The following is an 18,042-nucleotide window of genomic DNA, read 5'->3' as shown; positions in this document are numbered from 1 at the left end:
AGTTACTGGATACAATGGTCAGTACCAGAGATCATGGGTGCGGACCGACGGCAGCGGGCAGGGAGCAGGATGGCCACGACGAAGAACGGCAAGCAGCCCGCCCACCGGCCCTCGCGGCGGCAGCACATCATCGGTGCCGCCGTGCGGGTCTTCGGCCGCAACGGATTCGCGGAGACGAGCATCCAGGACATCGCGGACGAGGCCGAGGTGGTTCCCACGGCCGTCTACTACCACTTCGACGGCAAGGAGGAACTGCTCGAACTCGCCATGCGCCGGGTCTTCGACCAGCTGAACGCGGTCGTGGAGGCGGCCCGGCCGGAATCCGAGCCGGGTGACGCCGAGGGCCTGGTCCGCGTCATCGACGCCGTATGGGAATGGGTGGAGAAGAACCCCGACGAGGCCCGCCTCTACCAGGTCCAGGTCGCCTCCGCCAACGGCAGCGTGAAGGTCCTGCGGGACGAGTTCGAGCAGCGCCACATCCAGCGTGGCTACGACTACCTGCCTGAGGGCAGCACGCGCAGCCCCCGCGCGGCCAAGGCCCGGCACGCGGGACAGGCGCTCGCGGTCCGCACGCTGATCAGTACGACGATGCTGGTCACCGCCTTGCGGGCAGAGGGAGGACCGCTGTCCCGGCTGCCCTCCCGGGCCGTGCTGCAGGCGGTCAGGGAGCTGGCGCTGCGCATCGTGGCCGCCGAGGAGACACCGGCGGGGCAGCAGAGGCCGGCCAAGAAGGCCACGTCACGGGCCTGAGAGGGGGCACCGGGCGTCACCAGGACGTCGATCCCGGCCGGTCGGCTCCCGGCCTCCCGGACCACTGCGACGACGCTCTTCGCGCAGGTCACACTGAGGACCAGCGGCAGGGCCATCGGGCCGACCGTGCGGCACGCCTCCTCGGCGGCCGCTCGCTCGCCCGCCGCCTCTCACACCGTCAGGACCGAGCAGGCGCTGATCCCGGGCGCCCCGTAGACATGCGTGAAGCCCACCCGGGGAGCACCCGGCACTTGCGCGCCGGGTGCCCGGCCCTGCAACTGCCGTACGACCTCGTGGAACTGACGCAGTCCGGAGGCGCCCACGGGCTCCCCGCCGGCCAGACAACCGCCGTCGGTGTTGACCGGTATCCGGCCCGTGGGATCGGTGGCACCGGCGGCCAGCAGCTCCTCCTGCTCGCCGTGGCCGCACAGTCCGGTCTCCGCGAGGTGGACCAGCTCCGAGCCGCTGTCCGTGTCCTGAAGCTGCGCGACCTGCACGTCCGCGGGCCGTACGCCCGCCGTGCGGAAGGCCGCCTCGGCGGCGTCGACGCTGGGGCTGCGGTGGGGGCCCGGCGGCAGCCACGGAGAGAACACCTCGAACGAACCGAACCGCCGCGTCCTGAAGGCCAACGACGCCAGCCTTACCGGCCGTTCGCACAGATCGAACGCCCGGTCGCCGAGCGCCAGGACCAGGGCCGCCGCGCCCTGTCCGGGCGAACAGAACATGTACTGGGTGAGCGGCGGACTGACCTCGGCGGCGTCCAGGATCTCCCGCTGCGTGAGCGGTTTGCGCCGCCATGCCAGGGGGTGCAGGGCGCCGTTGCGGAAGGCACGCTCGGCCACCATCGCCAGCGCCCGCTCGGACATTCCGTGCTCGTACAGGTACCGCTGGGTCTTCAGCGCGAAGAACTGGGTGGTCAGCATCATGCCGCTCTCGGCGTACCAGTCGCCGAGGCCGTAGCGGGCTGCGGAGACGTGGAACGCGCCCCGTTCATGCTTGTCGAAGCCCACCGCCAGTCCCAGGGAGGCCTCGCCCGCGCGCAACGCGTTGGCCACCGCGAGGACGGTTGAGGCACCGGTCGCGCAGCCGTTCTGCACGTTGACGAAGGGCACTCCGGTCAGGCCCAGACGGCCCACCAGGGTGTCGGGCTTGCCGGACACGTCGGAGCCGCCGGCCGCGTAGCCGATGTCCTCCCAGGCGACACCCGCGTCGGCCAGCGCCGCGCGCACCGCTCGCTCGGCCATGTCCATACCCGTGACGCTCTCGTCGCGGCCGAAGGGATGCATCCCGCATCCGACCACGTACACGTCCTCGGGCCGGTTCACAGCTCTCCGTCCCGCTCCGGACGGAACGCGAAGGTGACGACCTCGGTCCCGTCGTCGTGCCGGTACGCGGGCACCAGGGTGAGCCGGACCGGCAGACCGATCCGGATCTCCTCGCGGGGCACCGCCAGCCGCGCTTCGACCAGCACCTCACCGAGGTCCACGTAGCCCAGGTGGTACGGGCGGAAGCCGTCGGCCGGCGGCCGGTACGGCGGTTTCGGCCAGAACGCCTGCAGCGTCCACGACCACACCAGCCCCCTGACCGGCAGCACCTGCTCGGACATCGCCCGCCCCGCGCACCTGGGGCACGAGTCCTGCCGGGGGAAGACGACGGTGTGGCACGCGGAGCAGCGGGCGCCCACAAGACGCGGCGTGTCCCCGTCGTCGTACTCACGGTCGTCCGGGTTCTCGAACAGGGACTCGTCGATGAGCCTGGTGGTCATGTTCCCGCCCTCCCTCCATGTCACCAGCCCAGCAGGGCGGCCAGCCGTTCCCGGTGATGTGCGGAGCCGCCCAGCAGCACCGCGTCTGACTGCGCGCGCCGGAAGTACAGGTGCGCGTCGTGTTCCCAGGTGAAGCCCATTCCGCCGTGGAGCTGCACGCACTCGGCGGCGACGGAGACGAACGCCTCGCCGCACCACGCCTGTGCAACCGCCGCCGCCTCGGCCAGCGCCCGAGGTGAGCCGTCCGTCCGGACCGCGCGGGCCACGGCCGACCGTGCGGCCTCGACCTGGAGCAGCATGTCGGCGCAGGCGTGCTTGACCGCCTGGAAGCCGCCGATCGCCCTGCCGAACTGGGTGCGGTCGCGCACATGGGCCACCGTCATGTCCAAGGCGGCCTGGGCTCCGCCCAGTTGCTCGGCCGCCAGGGCCACCAGGGCCACGTCCAGTGCGCGGGAGACGACCTCCGCTCCCTCGCCGCCGGCGGTCAGTGCCCGGACCCGTGCGCCGTCGAAGGTGACCATCGCCTGACCTCGGCTGAGGTCCAGCGTCGGCACCCGGCGTACCGTGACCCCCGGTTCCCGCGGATCGGCCAGGAAGAGGTCCACGCCGTCGGCGCCGGTCGCGGCCACCACGAGTGTCTCGGCGTCGGCGCCGTCGAGGACGAACGGCGCGGTGCCCTCCACGACGGGGACGCTGCCCTGCCAGGACACGGCCACGGGCACGGCGTCGGCCCGCCATGTCCCGTCCGGTGCGACCACGGCCAGGGCGTGTACGGCGCCCTCCGCCAGCCTGCCCAGTGCCTTGCCGGCCGTGCCGCAGCCGGCCAGCACCTGCCCGGCCAGCACGGTGGAGGACAGCAGTGGTACCGGTGCCAGGGTCCGGCCCAACTCCTCGCAGACGGCGGCGATCGCGGCGAGTCCGCCGATCCCTCCCGCCGACCCGGGCAGGCCGAGCGCCGCGAGGCCGACCTGCCGACCGAGGGTGTCCCACAACCCGGCGTCGATGCCGGGGGCCTCCTCGGACAGCCGGCGTACCGCGGCGGTGCCGCCGGCGTCCGCGCACACCGCGCGGACGGTCTCGCGGAGGTCCTCCAGTTCGGTGTCCGACAGGGCTGTGCCGTCGGTCTCGGTCACGGTGCTCGTCATCGTGTGCTCCCGCCGGTGTGGTCGCGTGCGCGCAGCGCGCTGTGCGCCGCCGCCATCCGGGCCACCGGCACGCGGTGCGCGGAACACGAGACGTAGTCGAGACCGAGGTCGTCGCAGAGCGCGATCGACTCCGGGTCGCCGCCGTGCTCGCCGCACACGCCCAGCTTGATGCCGGTCCGTACGCTCCGGGCCCGCTCGGCCGCCAGGGCCACCAGGGCACCCACCCCGTGCGGGTCGAGCCGGGCGAACGGGCTCGCGGTCAGGAACCCGCGTTCCTGGTACGAGGTGAGCACCTGGCGTTCGACGTCGTCCCGGGAGAAGCCGTAGGTGAGCTGGGTGAGGTCGTTGGTGCCGAAGGAGAAGAACTCGGCGTGCTCGGCGAGTTCCCCGGCCAGCAGCGCGGCGCGCGGGGTCTCGATCATCGTGCCGAGCCGGTAGGGGACCGCCACCCCGGTGCGTTCCGCGACCGCGTCGGCGGCACCGCGTACGTACGCGGCCGCGGCGGCCAGTTCCTCCGGCAGGCTGACCAGCGGGATCATGACCTCCAGCTCGGGCCGGACCCCGGTGGCGGCGACATCGGCCCACGCGGTGAACAGCGCCTCGGCCTGCGCCGGGTAGAGCCGCTCGTGCAGCAGCGCCAGCCGCACCCCGCGCAGTCCGAGCATCGGGTTCGCCTCGCGCAGTGCGGCGGCCTGCTGTTCCTCGGCCGCGTCCAGTGCCTCGCCGGGGGCGGGCAGAAATTCGTGCAGCGGGGCGTCCAGGAGGCGCACGGTCACCGGGCGGTTGCCCACGGCGGCCAGCAGCGCGGTGAAGTCCTCGTGCTGGGCGCGCTCCAGCGCCACCAGGGCCCCGTCCCGGGCGGTCGGGTCGGCCGCCAGGAGCACCCGGCGGATCAGCGGCAGCCGCTCGCCGAGGAACTGGTGCTCCGTACGGCACAGTCCGACACCCTCCGCGCCCAGCGCGAGGGCCGTCTCCACCTCGGCGGCGGTGTCGGCGTTGACCCGCACGCCCAGTCGGCGTATGTCGTCCGCCCAGGTGAGCAGGGTGGACAGCTCGGGCGGCGGTCCGGCCACGCTGACGCTCAGTGTGCCCGCGTAGACGGCGCCGGTCCGGCCGTCCAGCGAGACCGGGTCGCCTTCGCGCACCATGCGCTCCCCGAACCGGGCCGTCCCCGCGGCCCGGTCCACGCGCAGCCCCTCGGCGCCGCACACAGCGGGCTTGCCTGCGCCCCGCGCGACCACGGCGGCGTGCGAGGCGATCCCGCCGCTGCCGGTCAGCACGGCGACGGAGGCCAGCATCCCGGGCACGTCCGCCGGGGTCGTCTCGGCAGCCACCAGCACGACCCGGGTGCCGTCCGCGGCCAGTTCGAGAGCCCTCTCACTGGAGAGCACCACCGTCCCGGTCGCCGCTCCCGGCGACGCGGGCAGGCCCCTCACGAGGAGTTCCTCGCCACCGGTGAGCCGCAGTTGGGGGTGGAGCAGTTCCTGTACCTGCGCGGGGGTGACCCGACGGACGGCCTCCTCATGACCGAGCGCCCCGTCCCGGGCGAGGTCTGCGGCCAGACACACCGAGGCCCGCAGTGGCGGGCGGAGTTGGGCGGAGGCGGTGAGCAGGGATATCTCGTCGTCGCGTACCTCGAAGTCGACCGACACCGGCGCGCGCAGGTGCCGCTCCAGGGTGAGCAGGGAGTGCTCCAGCAGTGCGGTGCCGCCCGCGAGCCGGTCCAGTGGTTCACCGGAATGCGGCGGCGGGGAACTGCGGCGCACCCCGCGGAAGAAGGAGCCCTGCGGGGACAGACGCCCGGTCTCGGGATCGCGGCTGACCGCCGTGCCGTAGCCGGAATGGTCCGCCGGGCCGATGCGCAGGGCCTGCACATGCAGGGCGAGGGCCAGGTCGGCGGGGAGTCGCTGGGCCCGGCGGGACCTTCGCGCACGCGGCGAGTCCCACCGGGCGAGCAGGGCACGGGCGGCAAGCGCCAGTTGCTGCGCCGGGTCGTCGGGGAAGGCACGGGAGCCGTGCGCCGCCACCAGGGACAGCAGCACCTCGACCCGTGCCCGCGGCTCCGGGGTGTCCAGGAGGGCGTCGTCGAGCAGCGCACCGGGAACGTCCAGGGCGTGTTCGGCGATCACGCGTACGGTGGCGGCCCACACCTCGTACAAGGCGTCCGCTTGCCCGATGACGGCGCACAGGGCGTCCGCAGTGCCCGGGGCCACGCCGAGGCAGGCCAGGTCGGGCGGCAGGCCGGCGATCTCGGTCGGCGCGCTCGCGGACAGGCGCAGCAGCAGCGGCCGGACGGTGTCCCCGATCCGCCGTCCCGAGAGCTGTTCGACGAGGTCCACGGCGGCTTCGGCGGTCGCGGGTTCGCACAGCGACGCGGCGGAGGCGGCGGGCACGGTGAGCCCCGGCACGACCGGCAGACCGAGGGCCACCAGCCCGTCCATCGCGGCGCCGTGGGCGCCGAGCTCGTCGGCGTCCAGGCCCCGGATGCGTCCCTGCCCGTACGGAACCAGGAGCCGACCGGGAGGCCCGGGGCTACCGGATGGAGTGAGGGGCGCCTCGGACGGTGCGGGCAGGCCCGCCTCGCGATCGGTGACGCTCACCCGCGCCCCCTGGTGACGAGATCCTCTTCACGGGCCTCGTCCTCGGCGCGGCTGATGCCCAGCACGAGCAGCAGCTCCTGGTGCAGTCGCATCCATACGGTGTGGTACGAGTCGCACAGCGGCGAGGCCAGCCACTGAGGCGCACCGTCGTCGAAGCGGTCGAGGGCGTCCTCCAGGTCCGTCAGGTACCGCCCACTGCCCGCGAGCACCCGGTCCAGCCGGCGCAGCACGGGCTGGATGGCCTCGTGCACGTCCTCGAGCGACTCGCGCACCCCGGCGTCGTAGACGTCGTCGGAATGGTCGTTGGCGGTGCCGTCCGGGCGGCACTGCCATGCCGTGCACACGTCCCGGATCTTCCGGTTGACCGGCAGGAACGCCTCGTACGCCGCGGTGATCCGCTCCTCCTGCTCGGAGCCGGCGGGAACCCGCAGCAACTGCGCGACGGCGGCCTTGGCCACCTCGGTCGGCAGCACCACCGGCCCCTTCACCGTCGCCAGCCCGGCGCCGACCAACGGCCGGTACTCGGAGTCCGGACGGCCGCGCCACATGCCACGCAGAACGAGATCGACGACGGCTTCGGTGAGGGGCTCGTCGGAGGACGCGTCCGGAAGGTCCACGGCAGCAGATTGCATCGCCACACCTCTTGCTCGGTTCTGTGTTGCCCGGAGGTTACGCCTCGGCAGGTTGGTTAGTGAAGAGGTACTCAAGAAACACTTTTTGCCGAGAGGAACGACGTGATGCGGTCCTGCGCGTCCCGGCCGCCCGCGAGGGTGGCGATGGACCGCGCCTCTTCGGCGAGGTGGCGGCGCAGATCGTCACCGGTGCCGAGGCGCAGCAGCGCCTTTGCGGCACGGAGTGCGTCACCGGCACCGGCGGCCAGGTCGGTGGCGGTCCGGTGGGCCGTGTCGTCCAGTTCCGCGTCGGGCACGGAACGGGAGGCCAAACCCCACCGTTCGGCGTCGTCGCCGGTCAGGACCGGATTGGTGAGGATCAGTTCCGCCGCCCTGCGGGGGCCCACCAGGCGTGGCAGGAACCATGACGCCCCGCAGTCCGGGGTGAGTCCGATCGCCGTGTACGCGAGCCGGAACCGCGCGGACCGGGCCGCCAGGACGATGTCGCCCACGAGGGCGAGGCCGATCCCGCCGCCCGCGGCCGCTCCGCGCACAGCGGTCACCAACGGCACCGGCAGCTCGTACAGAACCTGTATCGCGGCATGTGCGGCGCTCGCCACGGAGAGCACATAGGCGCCGGTCTCCGGGCCGCGGCCGGCGAACGCGCGCAGGTCACCGCCCACGCAGAAACTGCCGCCCGTCGTCCGCAGCAGTACCGCGCCCCCCGGGTCCGCGGCCACCTCCAGGGCCGTGTCCCGAAGTGCCTCGGCCGTTCTGAGATCCAGGGCGTTCCCGCGGCCTGGATCGTCCAGCCTCAGCTCGACGAAACCGTCGGGATGGCGGACCGTGCGGACCGGGCCGGTGCTCGCGGTCGGGCTCATGGTGACTCTCCCGTCGTCTTCCCGTCGCCGGGGACTTCCGGGCAAGATACTAAACACGCTATACAGTTTCTAGGAGGCGACGGCTGTGGATGCCCGTGCGCCCGTCGGCGGGAGGTCCCGTGCCCATCCAGTTCGATGTAGATCCGGCTGTCGCCCAACTGGCCGAAGACACGGCGGAGTTCGTGCGCGAGGTGGTCGTCCCGGCCGAGCGCGAGTGCGGCGGGTCCGTGCACGACGCCCCCGAGGCGCTGCGGGAGAGGCTGCAGAAAGCCGCCCGTGACGCGGGTGTGTTTGCCCCGCACGTACCGAAGCGCTGGGGCGGCCACGGGCTCGACCTGCGCGGCCAGGCCGCGGTGTTCGAGGCGGCGGGTTACTCGCTGCTCGGACCGCTGGCGCTGAACTGCGCGGCCCCGGACGAGGGCAACATGCACCTGCTGGAGAAGGTGGCCACCGAAGACCAGAAGCAGACGTATCTGCGTCCGCTCGCCGCGGGCGAGACACGGTCCTGCTTCGCGATGACGGAACCGGCTCCGGGAGCGGGTTCCGATCCCCGCCTGCTGCGCACCACCGCCACCCGGGTGCCCGGTGGCTGGCGTATAGACGGGCGCAAGTGGTTCATCACCGGCGCCCAGGGCTCCGGCTTCACCATCGTCATGGCCCGCACCTCCGGCGACCCCGGCGACCCGGGCGGCGCCACCATGTTCCTGGTGGACGCCGACACCCCCGGCATGCGCCTCGTCAGGACGATCGAGACCCTCGACGAGTCGCTCTTCGCCGGGCACAGCGAGATCGTCTTCGACGGATGCGTGGTGGGGGAGGGGCAGGTGCTGGGAACGCTGGACCGCGGCTTCGAGGGCGCCCAGATACGGCTCGGTCCCGCCCGGCTGACCCACTGCATGCGCTGGCTGGGAGCGGCCCGCCGCGCCCAGGACATCGCGCTGGAGCGGGCCGGGAGCCGGATGGCCTTCGGCTCGGCGCTCGCAGACCTCGGCATGGTCCAGCAGATGCTGGCCGACTCCGAGATCGACATCGAGGCGAGCCGCGCCCTGATCTTGCGTACGGCCTGGGAGTTGGACACCGGCTCAGCCGCGGCCTCACAGCTCTCCTCGGTGTCCAAGACCTTCGTGGCGGAGGCGGTGAACCGGGTCGTCGACCGGGCGGTCCAGATCTGCGGAGCCCTCGGCGTCTCGGCCGCCGACGCCCCACTGGCCCGTCTCTTCCGGGAGGTACGGCCCTTCCGTATCTACGACGGCCCGTCGGAGACGCACCGTTTCGCCATAGCCCGCCGCGCGGTGAGGCCGTACCGACAGCAGTTCACGGGCGGTACCCCCGCTTAGAGGCCTGGCTGCCGGTAGATTCAGGAGCCGGCGAAGCACGCCACCACGAAGAGCAAGATGCCCCTACCGCGGGCGGATTTCGGATCGCCAGGTTCCAGCCGGGCGGCGATCTCGTCCACGACGGCCATCGCGTCCTCGGTGCAGAGGTCGTCCTTGGCGGCGAAGCGGGCGTAGAAGGCGCCGTCCCTCTGCTACGGCGAGGTGGGCAGATGCGGAGAGCGGAGTGCGAGCAGGGTGATCTCGCTGGGGACGAAGACGCGGAACGGTGGGCCCCAGAATCCGGTGCCGCGGCCGGTGTAGAGAAGGGTGCGGGCGCCGTGCCGGCTGAGGCCGGCGAGGGCGGGCTGGTCGAGGCGGACCAGGTGGTGGGAGGGCCAGATCCGGCCGCCGTGGGTGTGGCCGGAGAGTTGGAGGTCGATACCCGCGGCCGCGGCGCGATCGATGAACTTGGGCTGGTGAGCCAGGAGCAGGACGGGCAGCTCGGGGTCAGTGCCGTCCAAGGCTCCGGCGAGGTGGGCGTGCTTTGGTCTGGATGATCACGGGACGGCGGCAGATCAACCCGTCGCTGGTCAGTGACCCATACATGAAGGTGACACGATCCGTACGGCTGTTGGTGAGTGTGCCCCTCATCTTCAGCAGGTGCGGTCCGATGGGGACCTCGAGGCGAAGCTGTCAGTCCGGCGGGTGGGTACGCGATGGTCCGGATCAGCGAGTTGGAGCGTCGGCGTAGATCGTCCGCGTGAGGGCACTGGTTAGCGCCGAAGCCCAGGCAGGAGAGCTGTCACCAATGAGAAGCGATGTTCCTCACAATCATCGACTTCGACGCGTGCCCGTGTAGAGTGAATGCCGCCCTTGACCTGCATAAAGCAGGCAGGGAGCCGTCCTCCAGGAGTCCAAAGTGCTGCGTACTCTGTTCAAGTCCAAGATCCACCGCGCCACCGTCACCCAGGCCGACCTGCACTACGTGGGATCGGTGACGATCGACGCCGATCTCCTCGACGCCGCCGACCTGCTGCCCGGCGAGCTCGTGCACATCGTCGACATCACCAACGGGGCCCGCCTGGAGACGTACGTCATCGAGGGTGAGCGCGGTTCCGGTGTGATCGGGATCAACGGGGCCGCCGCCCATCTCGTCCACCCCGGCGACCTGGTGATCATCATCAGCTACGCTCAGGTGACCGACGCCGAGGCGCGGGCGCTGGAGCCCCGCGTCGTGCACGTGGACCGCGACAACCGCATCGTGGCCCTGGGCGCCGACCCGTCCGAGCCGGTACCGGGCTCGGACCAGGAGCGCAGCCCGCAGGCCGTACCGGCCTGATCCACACTCGGACCCCTCGCACCAGGAGCGTGCCCATGAGCGACATCGAGATCCGGGACGACCGGGCGGCGGGCCGCTTGGAGGCCCTCGGCGACGGTACGGACGGCGAAGTCGTCGGCCACATCGAGTACTTCGTCCTCGAATCGCCCGCGCGCGCCCTGGTCCCCGTCCACACGATCGTGGAACCGGCCCACGAGGGGAAGGGCATCGCGGGTTCGCTGGCGCGTGAGCTGTACGCCATCGCCGGGCGCGAGGGCGTCGTCGTCGCCCCGCTGTGCCCGTACGTCACCAAGTGGGCCGAACGCCACCCCGACGAGGCCCCGGCCGCCGACCGGGCGCTGCTGCGGGCGGCGAAGGAGTGGCTGGTGGCGCACCCCGGTCGCTTCTGAACCCGCCCGTATCCCTTCCCGCAAAGGCCTGCCGCCCGCATGCTCGCCCTTCTGCACACCTCGCCCGCGCACATCCCCGTCTTCGAGGCCCTGCGCGACGAGGATCACGAAGGCCTGGAACTGCGGCACTTCGTCGACGAGGAGCTGCTGGCCCGGGCCCGCCGCGAGGGGCCCGAGGCGGTGGCGGACGAGGTGCGGGCCGCGCTGGACGAGGCGGTCGCCGAGGGTGCGCGGGCCGTCCTGTGCACCTGCTCGACCATCGGCGGCATCGCGGAGGCGGCCACCCCCGGCGTGCCGGTGCTGCGCAGCGACCGTCCGATGGCGGCCGCCGCGGTGGCCGCCGGTCCGCGGATCGTCGTGCTCGCCAGCGTGGAGAGCACCTTGGGGCCGACGGTAACCCTGATCGAGGAGGAGGCCCGTCGCGCCGGACGTCCCGTGGAGGTGCGGACGCGGCTCGTCGAGGGTGCCTGGGACCGCTTCGCGGCGGGTGACGCCGAGGGCTGCGCCCGTCTCGTGGCGGCCGCGGCCGACGCGATCACCGGCGCCGACGCGATCGTCCTCGCCCAGGGTTCCATGGCCCCGGCCCAGCAGCTGACGACCACGGCGGTCCCGGTGCTGTCCAGCCCGCGTCCCGGCCTTGCTGCGGGCGCCCGGGCGGTGCGCGTCGGGTAGGCCCGCCTGGGCGGCGTGCCGTCCTGCGGGAGGGTGAGTGCGAAGGCGGCCGTCGGGTACGCGGGGCAGTAGTCCAGAGCCGACCTCGACCGACTGGCCGGAGGACACCATGACCGATCCGCACCCCGACCCCGTACCACCGCGTCCCACGCCCGGTCCGGGCCCGCAGCCGCCGGACCCGTACCCGTCGCCGGTCCCCAACCCCCAGCCGCCGCCCGGCCCGGAGCCCACCCCACCGGCACCGCCCGGCCCGGAGCCCAGCCCGCCCGCGCCTCCGGGCCCGGAGCCCACACCACCCGCGCCACCGGACCCGTCGCCGATCCCCCCGGGACCGGAGCCGGTGCCGAACCCGGAGCCGGGGCCACCGCTGACCTGAACCGCTCGACGGACGTACGGCTGAAGCGGCTAGGGCAGAAAAAGACGGCGGGCGGCCGCTCGGGCCGCCCGCCGCCTCGTACAGCTGACCGCTATGCGTCGACCTCCGACCGGTCCCCGCCCCACAGCGTGTGGAACGAGCCGTCCTGGTCCGTGCGCCGGTACGTGTGCGCGCCGAAGAAGTCACGCTGGCCCTGCGTCAGCGCGGCCGGCAGCCGCTCCGCGCGCAGGGCGTCGTAGTAGGCGAGGGCCGCGGCGAAGCCGGGGGTCGGGACGCCCTGGCGGGTGGCCGCGACGATGACCTCGCGCCAGTCGTCCTGGGCGTCCGCGATCTCCTGTGCGAACGTCTCGTCGGACAGCAGGCTCGGCAGGTCGGCCCGGGTGTCGTACGCGGAGCGGATGCGGTCCAGGAAGGCCGCGCGGATGATGCAGCCGCCGCGCCAGATCGCGGAGACCGCGCCCAGGTCGATGTCCCAGTCGTACTCCTCGCGGGCGGCCGCGATCTCGTGGAAGCCCTGCGTGTACGACACGATCTTCGAGGCGTAGAGGGCCTGCTCCACGCGGTCCGCGAACGCCCCCGCCTCCGACTCGGACAGCGGGGAGGCCTTCGGACCGGCCAGCCCGCGCGAGGCCTCGCGCAGCGCCGCGTGACCCGACAGGGAGCGGGCGAAGACCGCCTCCGCGATGCCCGACACCGGAACGCCCAGGTCGAGGGCGATCTGGACGGTCCAGCGGCCGGTGCCCTTCTGCTCGGCCTGGTCCACCACCACGTCCACGAACGGCTTGCCGGTCGCCGCGTCCACATGGGACAGCACCTCGGCGGTGATCTCGATCAGGTACGAGTCCAGGCGGCCGGTGTTCCAGGTGCGGAAGATGTCCGCGATCTGGGCGGGGGAGTATCCGGCCACATCGCGCAGCAGCTGGTACGCCTCGCCGATCAGCTGCATGTCGGCGTACTCGATGCCGTTGTGGACCATCTTCACGAAGTGCCCGGCGCCGTCGGGACCGACGTGCGTCACACAGGGTGCGCCGTCCTTCGCCTTCGCGGAGATCTTCTCCAGCATCGGGCCGAGCGAGTCGTACGACTCCTTCGGGCCGCCCGGCATGATGCTCGGCCCGTTGAGCGCGCCCTCCTCGCCGCCGGAGACGCCCATGCCGACGAAGTGGATGCCCTGCTCGCGCAGTTCGCGCTCCCGGCGCCGGGTGTCCGCGAAGTGCGCGTTGCCACCGTCGATGATCATGTCGCCGGGCTCAAGGAGCGGGGCGAACTCCTGGATCACCGCGTCGGTCGGGTCGCCCGCCTTGACCATGATGACCAGGCGCCGCGGCCGCTCCAGCGCCGCCACGAACTCCTTGGCGGTCTCCGCCGCGATGAAGTCGCCCTCGTGCCCGAACTCCTCGACCAGGGCGTTCGTACGCGCCACTGTGCGGTTGTGCAGGGCGACCGTGTAGCCGTTGCGCGCGAAGTTACGGGCGAGATTGCGGCCCATGACCGCGAGTCCCGTGACGCCGATCTGGGCTGAGTTGCTCATTCGGTTGGCTCCTAAAGGATCCGGTATCGGTGGTGCCGGTCGTGCACGTCAGTATCGCCCCGACGACCATCCTGACGTGCCGGTACGCCGAGCGCATGTCCGGGGTGGCCGACTTTTCGCAAGCAGATACGCACGACGGGCCCCAGCCGCCTCACCGGTTCTGCAACTGGTGTGCATCGCTGGTTGTTTGAGGGGCAGGGCGGCCGATTGCCGTCTTGTCATGGCCTGTTCGGGGCGCTTACTTTTGGCCCTTCTGGCATATGTCGAGGGGGAACTCCATGGCCGTACGCGGCCGGCACCGCCGGTATCAGCCGAACAGGATCAACCGCGCCTCACTCACCGTCACGGTCGGCGGCGCCGGCATGGCGATCCCGCTGATCGGCACCGGCACCGCCCACGCGGCCGACGTGTCCACCTGGAACAAGGTCGCCGCCTGCGAGTCGACGAACAACTGGAGCATCAACACCGGCAACGGCTTCTACGGCGGGCTGCAGTTCACCCAGTCCACCTGGGAGTCCTACGGCGGCGGGAAGTACGCGCTCCGCGCCGACCTGGCCACCAAGGACCAGCAGATCGCCGTGGCGGAGAAGGTCCTGGAGGGGCAGGGGCCGCACGCCTGGCCGGTGTGTTCACAGCAGGCGGGGCTGACGCGGGGCGGTGGCAGCCCGGACGTCCACCCGGCCTCCGCCGCCAAGCAGACCCCCGTGAAGACCTCCGTCGAGGACGTGAAGCCGCACTCCACGCCCCAGTCCCGGGCCGGTACGGCCGAGATGTACACGGTGGTCCGCGGTGACTCCCTCTCCCGGATCGCCGAGACCGAGCACGTCCGGGGCGGCTGGCAGCGGCTGTACGCCGCGAACCGGAAGACCATCGGTGCCGATCCCGACCTGATCCTTCCCGGGCAGCGGCTGAACCTGCGGGCGAAGGCCCAGGCCACGCACCACGCCGGCTCCAAGTCCTCGGTGGAGAAGGCCTCTTCTGCCACCGAGGAGAAGGCCACTACCAGCCATTCCCTCATCGCTCCGGTGAGCGGCCCGATCGGCACCCCGTACCACGAGGCCGGGGCCTCCTGGTCGAAGGGCTACCACACCGGTGTCGACTTCCCCGTGCCCACCGGCACGACGGTGAAGGCGGTCGCCGCGGGCCGGGTCGTCTCCGCCGGCTGGGGCGGCTCCTACGGCTACCAGGTGGTGATCCGGCACGCCGACGGCCGCTACAGCCAGTACGGTCATCTCTCGGCGATCTCCGTGAAGGCTGGGCAGGGCGTGGGCTGCGGGCAGCGGATAGGGCGCTCCGGTTCGACGGGCAACGCAACGGGCCCGCATCTGCACTTCGAGGTGCGGACGGGGCCCGAATTCGGTACCGACATCGACCCTCTCGCGTATCTCAGGGCCGGTGGCGTCAGGATTTGACGCGTTCCCGGTGCCGGTCGGCGTCCGGCGACGGGACGTACGAGCCGCCGTAGAAGGGGCCGTAGAAGCGGTAGCGGGCGGGGTCCGGGGGCCGTTCGTCGTCGTAGGCCACCGCGAGGACGGTGGGGCCGACCTGGGCGGGCACGAGGATCTCCTCGCGGATTGCGACCACCGGCTGCTCGGGGATCGCGGCGAGCAGGTCCTCGACGGACTCCGTGACGGGGATCGGCTCGGTGGCGGGCTGCGGTGCGGTCTCGGCGGGGGTGCGGGCGAGGCGCTCCGTCGTCAGCAGGATCAGGCCGCCGGCCGCGACCACGCCGCAGCTCAGGGCGAGCGCGGTGCCCGTGCTGCCGTAGCGGAAGGTTTCGCCGAACATCGTGATGCCGACCGCGGCCGCCACCACCGGGTTCACGACGGTCAGCGTGGCCAGCGGGGCGGCGAGTCCGGCGCCGCGGTAGGAGGCCTGGGAGAGCAGCATGCCGGCCGTGGCGAAGACGCCGATCACGGCCAGGACGGGGATGTCGGCCGCGGAGACGCCGGCGGTCCAGTCGACCGCGACGGTCTTCGTGAACACCGAGGACATGCCGAAGGCGATGCCGGACGCGGTCGCGAGCAGCATGCTGCGCACCGCCGGGTGCCGGTGGGCGGCCCGGCCCGCGATCATCAGAGCCACGACAACGCTGCCGGAGACCACGGCGACGGCGACCCGCTGGGCCGTGTCCAGGGACTGCGCCGCGGAGGAGCCGACCAGGGCCAGCAGACCGGCGAGGCCCACGGTCGCCATGATCGCGCCCCGCCAGGCGGTCGCCCCGGCCCTGCGGCCCACGAAGAGTGCCGCCATGGGCAGCGCGAACACTATGGTCAGTGCGCCCAGCGGCTGTACCAGGCTCAGCGGGCCGTAGGCCAGTGCCACCACGTGCAGCAGTCCGCCGAGGCCGTTGAGCGCCACCGCCGCCCACCAGGTCGGCCGGCGCAGCGGCGCGTACTCCTGAACGGGCGAGGACACCGCCACGTACTCCTGCACGATCGCCCCGCCGGCGTAGGCGACGGCGGAGACGAGCGAGAGGAGGACGGACAACGCGAGGGCACTCATGAGTTGCTCCTCTGCGTGTGGCGGGGGCGCGGAGCCCTGCGCGGCGAACGGTCGGCCTTCATAGCGAACACGATGCCTTGTCGATCTGTTCCCGTCGTCGTCCCAGAGCAGGCAATGGGTCCTACTGCCGATGGAGTACGAATCGGGCGCCGTCCTCCCCAGGGTGGGCGACACGGGGTGGACACCCCCCAGTGGGAACCCCTAGGGAGCTTGGTACTACTGCTCTTCGTGGACCTCGATCAGGATCTTGCCGCCCTCGGACCGCTGGGCGACTTCTTCGCACTGCGGACGGGCAGAGCGCCAGGCACGCCACTGCCGACGCTCGCCGACGCGTACGAGAACCGGTCTTTCGATATGTACGGAAATGCTATTACTTTCCGGCTTGAAAAGGTTGCACATGTTCTCCGCGCCCCCGAATTGCGGATCGCTGCCTCGGTGGCCCAGCAGGGGCTGGCGGCCCGGCTGTGGTCGGTGACGCTCGGCTGCGCCGCGCTGTACGGCCGCGTGCCCGACCTGGATCCGGGGCTGCTGCACTGGGACCCCGACGCCTCCGCCCCCGACGACCTGTGGCTCACCCAGGTCCGCCCCCTGTCCGCGGACTCCGTGACCCTCGCGGACGTCGTCCTGCACGGCCACCTCGCCCCGCTGGCGACGGCCCTGCGGGCGCGCCACCGGATCGCCCCCGGCCTGCTGTGGGGCAACGCGGCCTCCGCGCTGGCGGGCGCCGCCCGGCAACTGGAGCAGTGGGCGGCACGGCACGGCCGTACCGAGGCCGCCGCCCGCACCCGTACCCTCGCCGCGGAACTCCTCGTCCACCCTCTCCTGTCGGACACCGGCACCCTCACCGGCACCTCCTTCCGGCGCCGCAGCTGCTGCCTCTACTACCGTGTGCCCGGCGGGGGCGTATGCGGTGACTGTTGCTTCACACGACCGCCGCGCTCTTCCGCGCACGGCGCATCTGGGTGACCATGAGGGAACCGGTCGCCGAGAGCTGGGGGTTGCGGGTGCGAGTCGGACTGCTGACCCGGGAGTACCCGCCGGATGTGTACGGCGGCGCCGGCGTCCATGTCGAGTTCCTCGCCCGGGAGTTGAATTCCCTGGTCGACCTCGAGGTGCACAGCTGGGGCGAGGGCCGCGGAGTGGGCGTCGTACGCCACCGCCCCTGGGCCGCCCTGGACATCGCCAACGACGCGCTGCGCACCTTCTCCGTGGACCTCGCGATGGCCGCCGGCCTCGAAGGCCGCGAACTGGTGCACTCCCACACCTGGTACGCCAACCTCGCCGGCCACTTCGGCAAGCTCCTGTACGGCATACCGCATGTCATGACCGCGCACTCCCTTGAGCCGCTGCGCCCCTGGAAGGCCGAGCAACTCGGCGGCGGATACGCCCTCTCCAGCTGGGCCGAGCGCACCGCGATCGAGAGCGCCGACGCCGTGATCGCCGTCTCCGGCGCCATGCGCGAGGACATCCTCACCTGCTATCCGGCCCTGGACGCGGCAAAGGTGCAGGTCGTGCACAACGGCATCGACACCGCGCTGTACCGGCCCGACCACGGCACCGACGTGCTCGACCGCATCGGCCTGGACACCGGCCGCCCGTACATCCTGTTCGTCGGCCGCATCACCCGCCAGAAGGGTGTGCCCCATCTGCTGCGCGCGGTGCGGGACATCGACCCGGGCGTGCAGGTCGTGCTGTGCGCCGGGGCGCCCGACACGCCGGAGATCGACCGGGAGTTCCGCGACCTCTACCAGGAGCTCAGCCGGGTCCGCGAGCACGTGCACTGGATCCCGCAGATGCTGCCGCGCCCCGAGGTGATCCAACTCCTCACGCATGCCGCCGCGTTCGTGTGCCCTTCGGTGTACGAACCCCTCGGGATCGTCAACCTGGAGGCGATGGCCTGCGGGACACCCGTCGTGGCCTCCCGGGTCGGCGGCATCCCCGAGGTCGTGGACGACGGCAAGACCGGCCTGCTCGTCGACGTGGACGACGACTTCGAGGCGGGCCTCGCGCGGGCGCTGGATCAGGTGATCGCAGACCCGGAAACCGCCGGGCGGATGGGCGAGGCCGGCCGGGAGCGCGCGGTGGGGGAGTTCGGCTGGGACGCCGTCGCCCGCCGTACGGTCCGTCTTTACGAGGAGATCCTCAAACAGGAATAGAACGGC

16 protein-coding genes and 1 pseudogene are annotated in these 18,042 nt (G+C 72.2%); 8 read left to right on the top strand and 9 right to left on the bottom strand.

Annotated features, from left to right (window positions below; genetic code table 11):
* Positions 1 to 69 precede the first annotated feature (69 nt).
* On the top strand, positions 70 to 750 hold the full coding sequence (locus ACWCRD_RS16970; RefSeq protein WP_450966581.1) for a TetR/AcrR family transcriptional regulator: 681 nt from the start codon (positions 70 to 72) through the stop codon (positions 748 to 750).
* 170 nt (positions 751 to 920) lie between these two features.
* On the opposite strand, the gene ACWCRD_RS16965 is transcribed toward ACWCRD_RS16970, so the two are convergent.
* The 6 genes from ACWCRD_RS16965 to ACWCRD_RS16940 all read right to left on the bottom strand — a co-directional run bounded on the left by ACWCRD_RS16965 (position 921) and on the right by ACWCRD_RS16940 (position 7,752).
* Entirely contained in the window at positions 921 to 2,075 is a 1,155-nt protein-coding gene (locus ACWCRD_RS16965) for a thiolase family protein (RefSeq protein ID WP_450966580.1), read from the bottom strand.
* Positions 2,072 to 2,515, bottom strand: a complete 444-nt coding sequence (locus ACWCRD_RS16960) for a Zn-ribbon domain-containing OB-fold protein (protein ID WP_450966579.1) — start codon at positions 2,513 to 2,515, stop codon at positions 2,072 to 2,074. Before ACWCRD_RS16960 ends, ACWCRD_RS16965 begins: the two co-directional genes overlap by 4 nt.
* A 20-nt stretch (positions 2,516 to 2,535) precedes the next feature.
* Positions 2,536 to 3,660: an acyl-CoA dehydrogenase family protein gene (locus tag ACWCRD_RS16955; protein ID WP_450966578.1), complete on the bottom strand. Its 1,125-nt coding sequence runs from the start codon at positions 3,658 to 3,660 to the stop codon at positions 2,536 to 2,538.
* Positions 3,657 to 6,260 carry a putative PEP-binding protein gene (locus ACWCRD_RS16950; RefSeq protein ID WP_450966577.1) on the bottom strand — a complete coding sequence of 868 codons (2,604 nt, stop codon included), beginning with the start codon at positions 6,258 to 6,260 and terminating at the stop codon, positions 3,657 to 3,659. Before ACWCRD_RS16950 ends, ACWCRD_RS16955 begins: the two co-directional genes overlap by 4 nt.
* Positions 6,257 to 6,892, bottom strand: a complete 636-nt coding sequence (locus tag ACWCRD_RS16945) for a hypothetical protein (protein ID WP_450966576.1) — start codon at positions 6,890 to 6,892, stop codon at positions 6,257 to 6,259. The genes ACWCRD_RS16950 and ACWCRD_RS16945 overlap by 4 nt, the downstream gene beginning before the upstream one ends.
* A gap of 71 nt (positions 6,893 to 6,963) precedes the next feature.
* Positions 6,964 to 7,752 carry an enoyl-CoA hydratase/isomerase family protein gene (locus tag ACWCRD_RS16940; protein ID WP_450966575.1) on the bottom strand — a complete coding sequence of 263 codons (789 nt, stop codon included), beginning with the start codon at positions 7,750 to 7,752 and terminating at the stop codon, positions 6,964 to 6,966.
* A gap of 119 nt (positions 7,753 to 7,871) precedes the next feature.
* Here ACWCRD_RS16940 and ACWCRD_RS16935 point away from each other — a divergent pair, with 119 nt between their 5' ends.
* Complete coding sequence (locus tag ACWCRD_RS16935; RefSeq protein WP_450966574.1) at positions 7,872 to 9,089, top strand: acyl-CoA dehydrogenase family protein; 1,218 nt, start codon at positions 7,872 to 7,874, stop codon at positions 9,087 to 9,089.
* Between the two features lie 191 nt (positions 9,090 to 9,280).
* Here the strand turns inward: ACWCRD_RS16935 and ACWCRD_RS16930 are convergent.
* Positions 9,281 to 9,607 (bottom strand): annotated as a pseudogene (locus tag ACWCRD_RS16930) (metallophosphoesterase); the annotation flags it as partial.
* A 380-nt stretch (positions 9,608 to 9,987) separates the two neighbouring features.
* Between ACWCRD_RS16930 and panD the strand changes: the two are divergent.
* Genes panD through ACWCRD_RS16915 form a run of 3 tightly spaced genes read left to right on the top strand, consistent with a single transcriptional unit; the run spans position 9,988 to position 11,468 of the window.
* The gene (gene panD, locus ACWCRD_RS16925) at positions 9,988 to 10,407 is read left to right on the top strand and encodes an aspartate 1-decarboxylase (protein ID WP_099932992.1); all 420 of its coding nucleotides are present in this window, start codon (positions 9,988 to 9,990) and stop codon (positions 10,405 to 10,407) included.
* Positions 10,408 to 10,442: 35 nt separating this feature from the next.
* Positions 10,443 to 10,796: a GNAT family N-acetyltransferase gene (locus ACWCRD_RS16920; RefSeq protein WP_450966573.1), complete on the top strand. Its 354-nt coding sequence runs from the start codon at positions 10,443 to 10,445 to the stop codon at positions 10,794 to 10,796.
* A 39-nt stretch (positions 10,797 to 10,835) separates the two neighbouring features.
* The gene (locus ACWCRD_RS16915; RefSeq protein WP_450966572.1) at positions 10,836 to 11,468 is read left to right on the top strand and encodes an aspartate/glutamate racemase family protein; all 633 of its coding nucleotides are present in this window, start codon (positions 10,836 to 10,838) and stop codon (positions 11,466 to 11,468) included.
* 467 nt (positions 11,469 to 11,935) lie between these two features.
* Here ACWCRD_RS16915 and gndA read toward each other — a convergent pair whose 3' ends face one another.
* A complete protein-coding gene (gndA, locus tag ACWCRD_RS16910) occupies positions 11,936 to 13,375 on the bottom strand; it encodes an NADP-dependent phosphogluconate dehydrogenase (protein WP_450966571.1) in 1,440 nt (479 codons plus the stop codon).
* Positions 13,376 to 13,653: 278 nt separating this feature from the next.
* On the opposite strand from gndA, the gene ACWCRD_RS16905 reads away from it, so the two are divergent.
* A complete protein-coding gene (locus tag ACWCRD_RS16905) occupies positions 13,654 to 14,787 on the top strand; it encodes a transglycosylase family protein (protein ID WP_450966570.1) in 1,134 nt (377 codons plus the stop codon).
* Here ACWCRD_RS16905 and ACWCRD_RS16900 read toward each other — a convergent pair.
* Positions 14,777 to 15,880: a DMT family transporter gene (locus ACWCRD_RS16900; protein ID WP_450966569.1), complete on the bottom strand. Its 1,104-nt coding sequence runs from the start codon at positions 15,878 to 15,880 to the stop codon at positions 14,777 to 14,779. The genes ACWCRD_RS16905 and ACWCRD_RS16900 overlap by 11 nt on opposite strands.
* Before the next feature lie 210 nt (positions 15,881 to 16,090).
* On the opposite strand from ACWCRD_RS16900, the gene ACWCRD_RS16895 reads away from it, so the two are divergent.
* Positions 16,091 to 16,846, top strand: a complete 756-nt coding sequence (locus ACWCRD_RS16895; protein ID WP_450966568.1) for a (2Fe-2S)-binding protein — start codon at positions 16,091 to 16,093, stop codon at positions 16,844 to 16,846.
* Positions 16,847 to 16,884: 38 nt separating this feature from the next.
* On the top strand, positions 16,885 to 18,036 hold the full coding sequence (gene glgA / locus ACWCRD_RS16890) for a glycogen synthase (RefSeq protein ID WP_450966644.1): 1,152 nt from the start codon (positions 16,885 to 16,887) through the stop codon (positions 18,034 to 18,036).
* Positions 18,037 to 18,042: the final 6 nt, after the last annotated feature.

The sequence above is a fragment of the Streptomyces sp. NPDC002092 genome, from assembly GCF_053593775.1.
This window is presented reverse-complemented; position numbering and strand designations above follow the sequence as displayed.

Coding starts and splice junctions, on each gene's coding strand:
- ACWCRD_RS16970 (WP_450966581.1), top strand. CDS start 70: ATGGCCACGACGAAGAACGGCAAGCAGCCCGCCCACCGGCCCTCGCGG.
- ACWCRD_RS16960 (WP_450966579.1), bottom strand. CDS start 2,515: ATGACCACCAGGCTCATCGACGAGTCCCTGTTCGAGAACCCGGACGAC.
- ACWCRD_RS16955 (WP_450966578.1), bottom strand. CDS start 3,660: ATGACGAGCACCGTGACCGAGACCGACGGCACAGCCCTGTCGGACACC.
- ACWCRD_RS16945 (WP_450966576.1), bottom strand. CDS start 6,892: ATGCAATCTGCTGCCGTGGACCTTCCGGACGCGTCCTCCGACGAGCCC.
- ACWCRD_RS16940 (WP_450966575.1), bottom strand. CDS start 7,752: ATGAGCCCGACCGCGAGCACCGGCCCGGTCCGCACGGTCCGCCATCCC.
- ACWCRD_RS16920 (WP_450966573.1), top strand. CDS start 10,443: ATGAGCGACATCGAGATCCGGGACGACCGGGCGGCGGGCCGCTTGGAG.
- ACWCRD_RS16915 (WP_450966572.1), top strand. CDS start 10,836: ATGCTCGCCCTTCTGCACACCTCGCCCGCGCACATCCCCGTCTTCGAG.
- gndA (WP_450966571.1), bottom strand. CDS start 13,375: ATGAGCAACTCAGCCCAGATCGGCGTCACGGGACTCGCGGTCATGGGC.
- ACWCRD_RS16905 (WP_450966570.1), top strand. CDS start 13,654: ATGGCCGTACGCGGCCGGCACCGCCGGTATCAGCCGAACAGGATCAAC.
- ACWCRD_RS16900 (WP_450966569.1), bottom strand. CDS start 15,880: ATGAGTGCCCTCGCGTTGTCCGTCCTCCTCTCGCTCGTCTCCGCCGTC.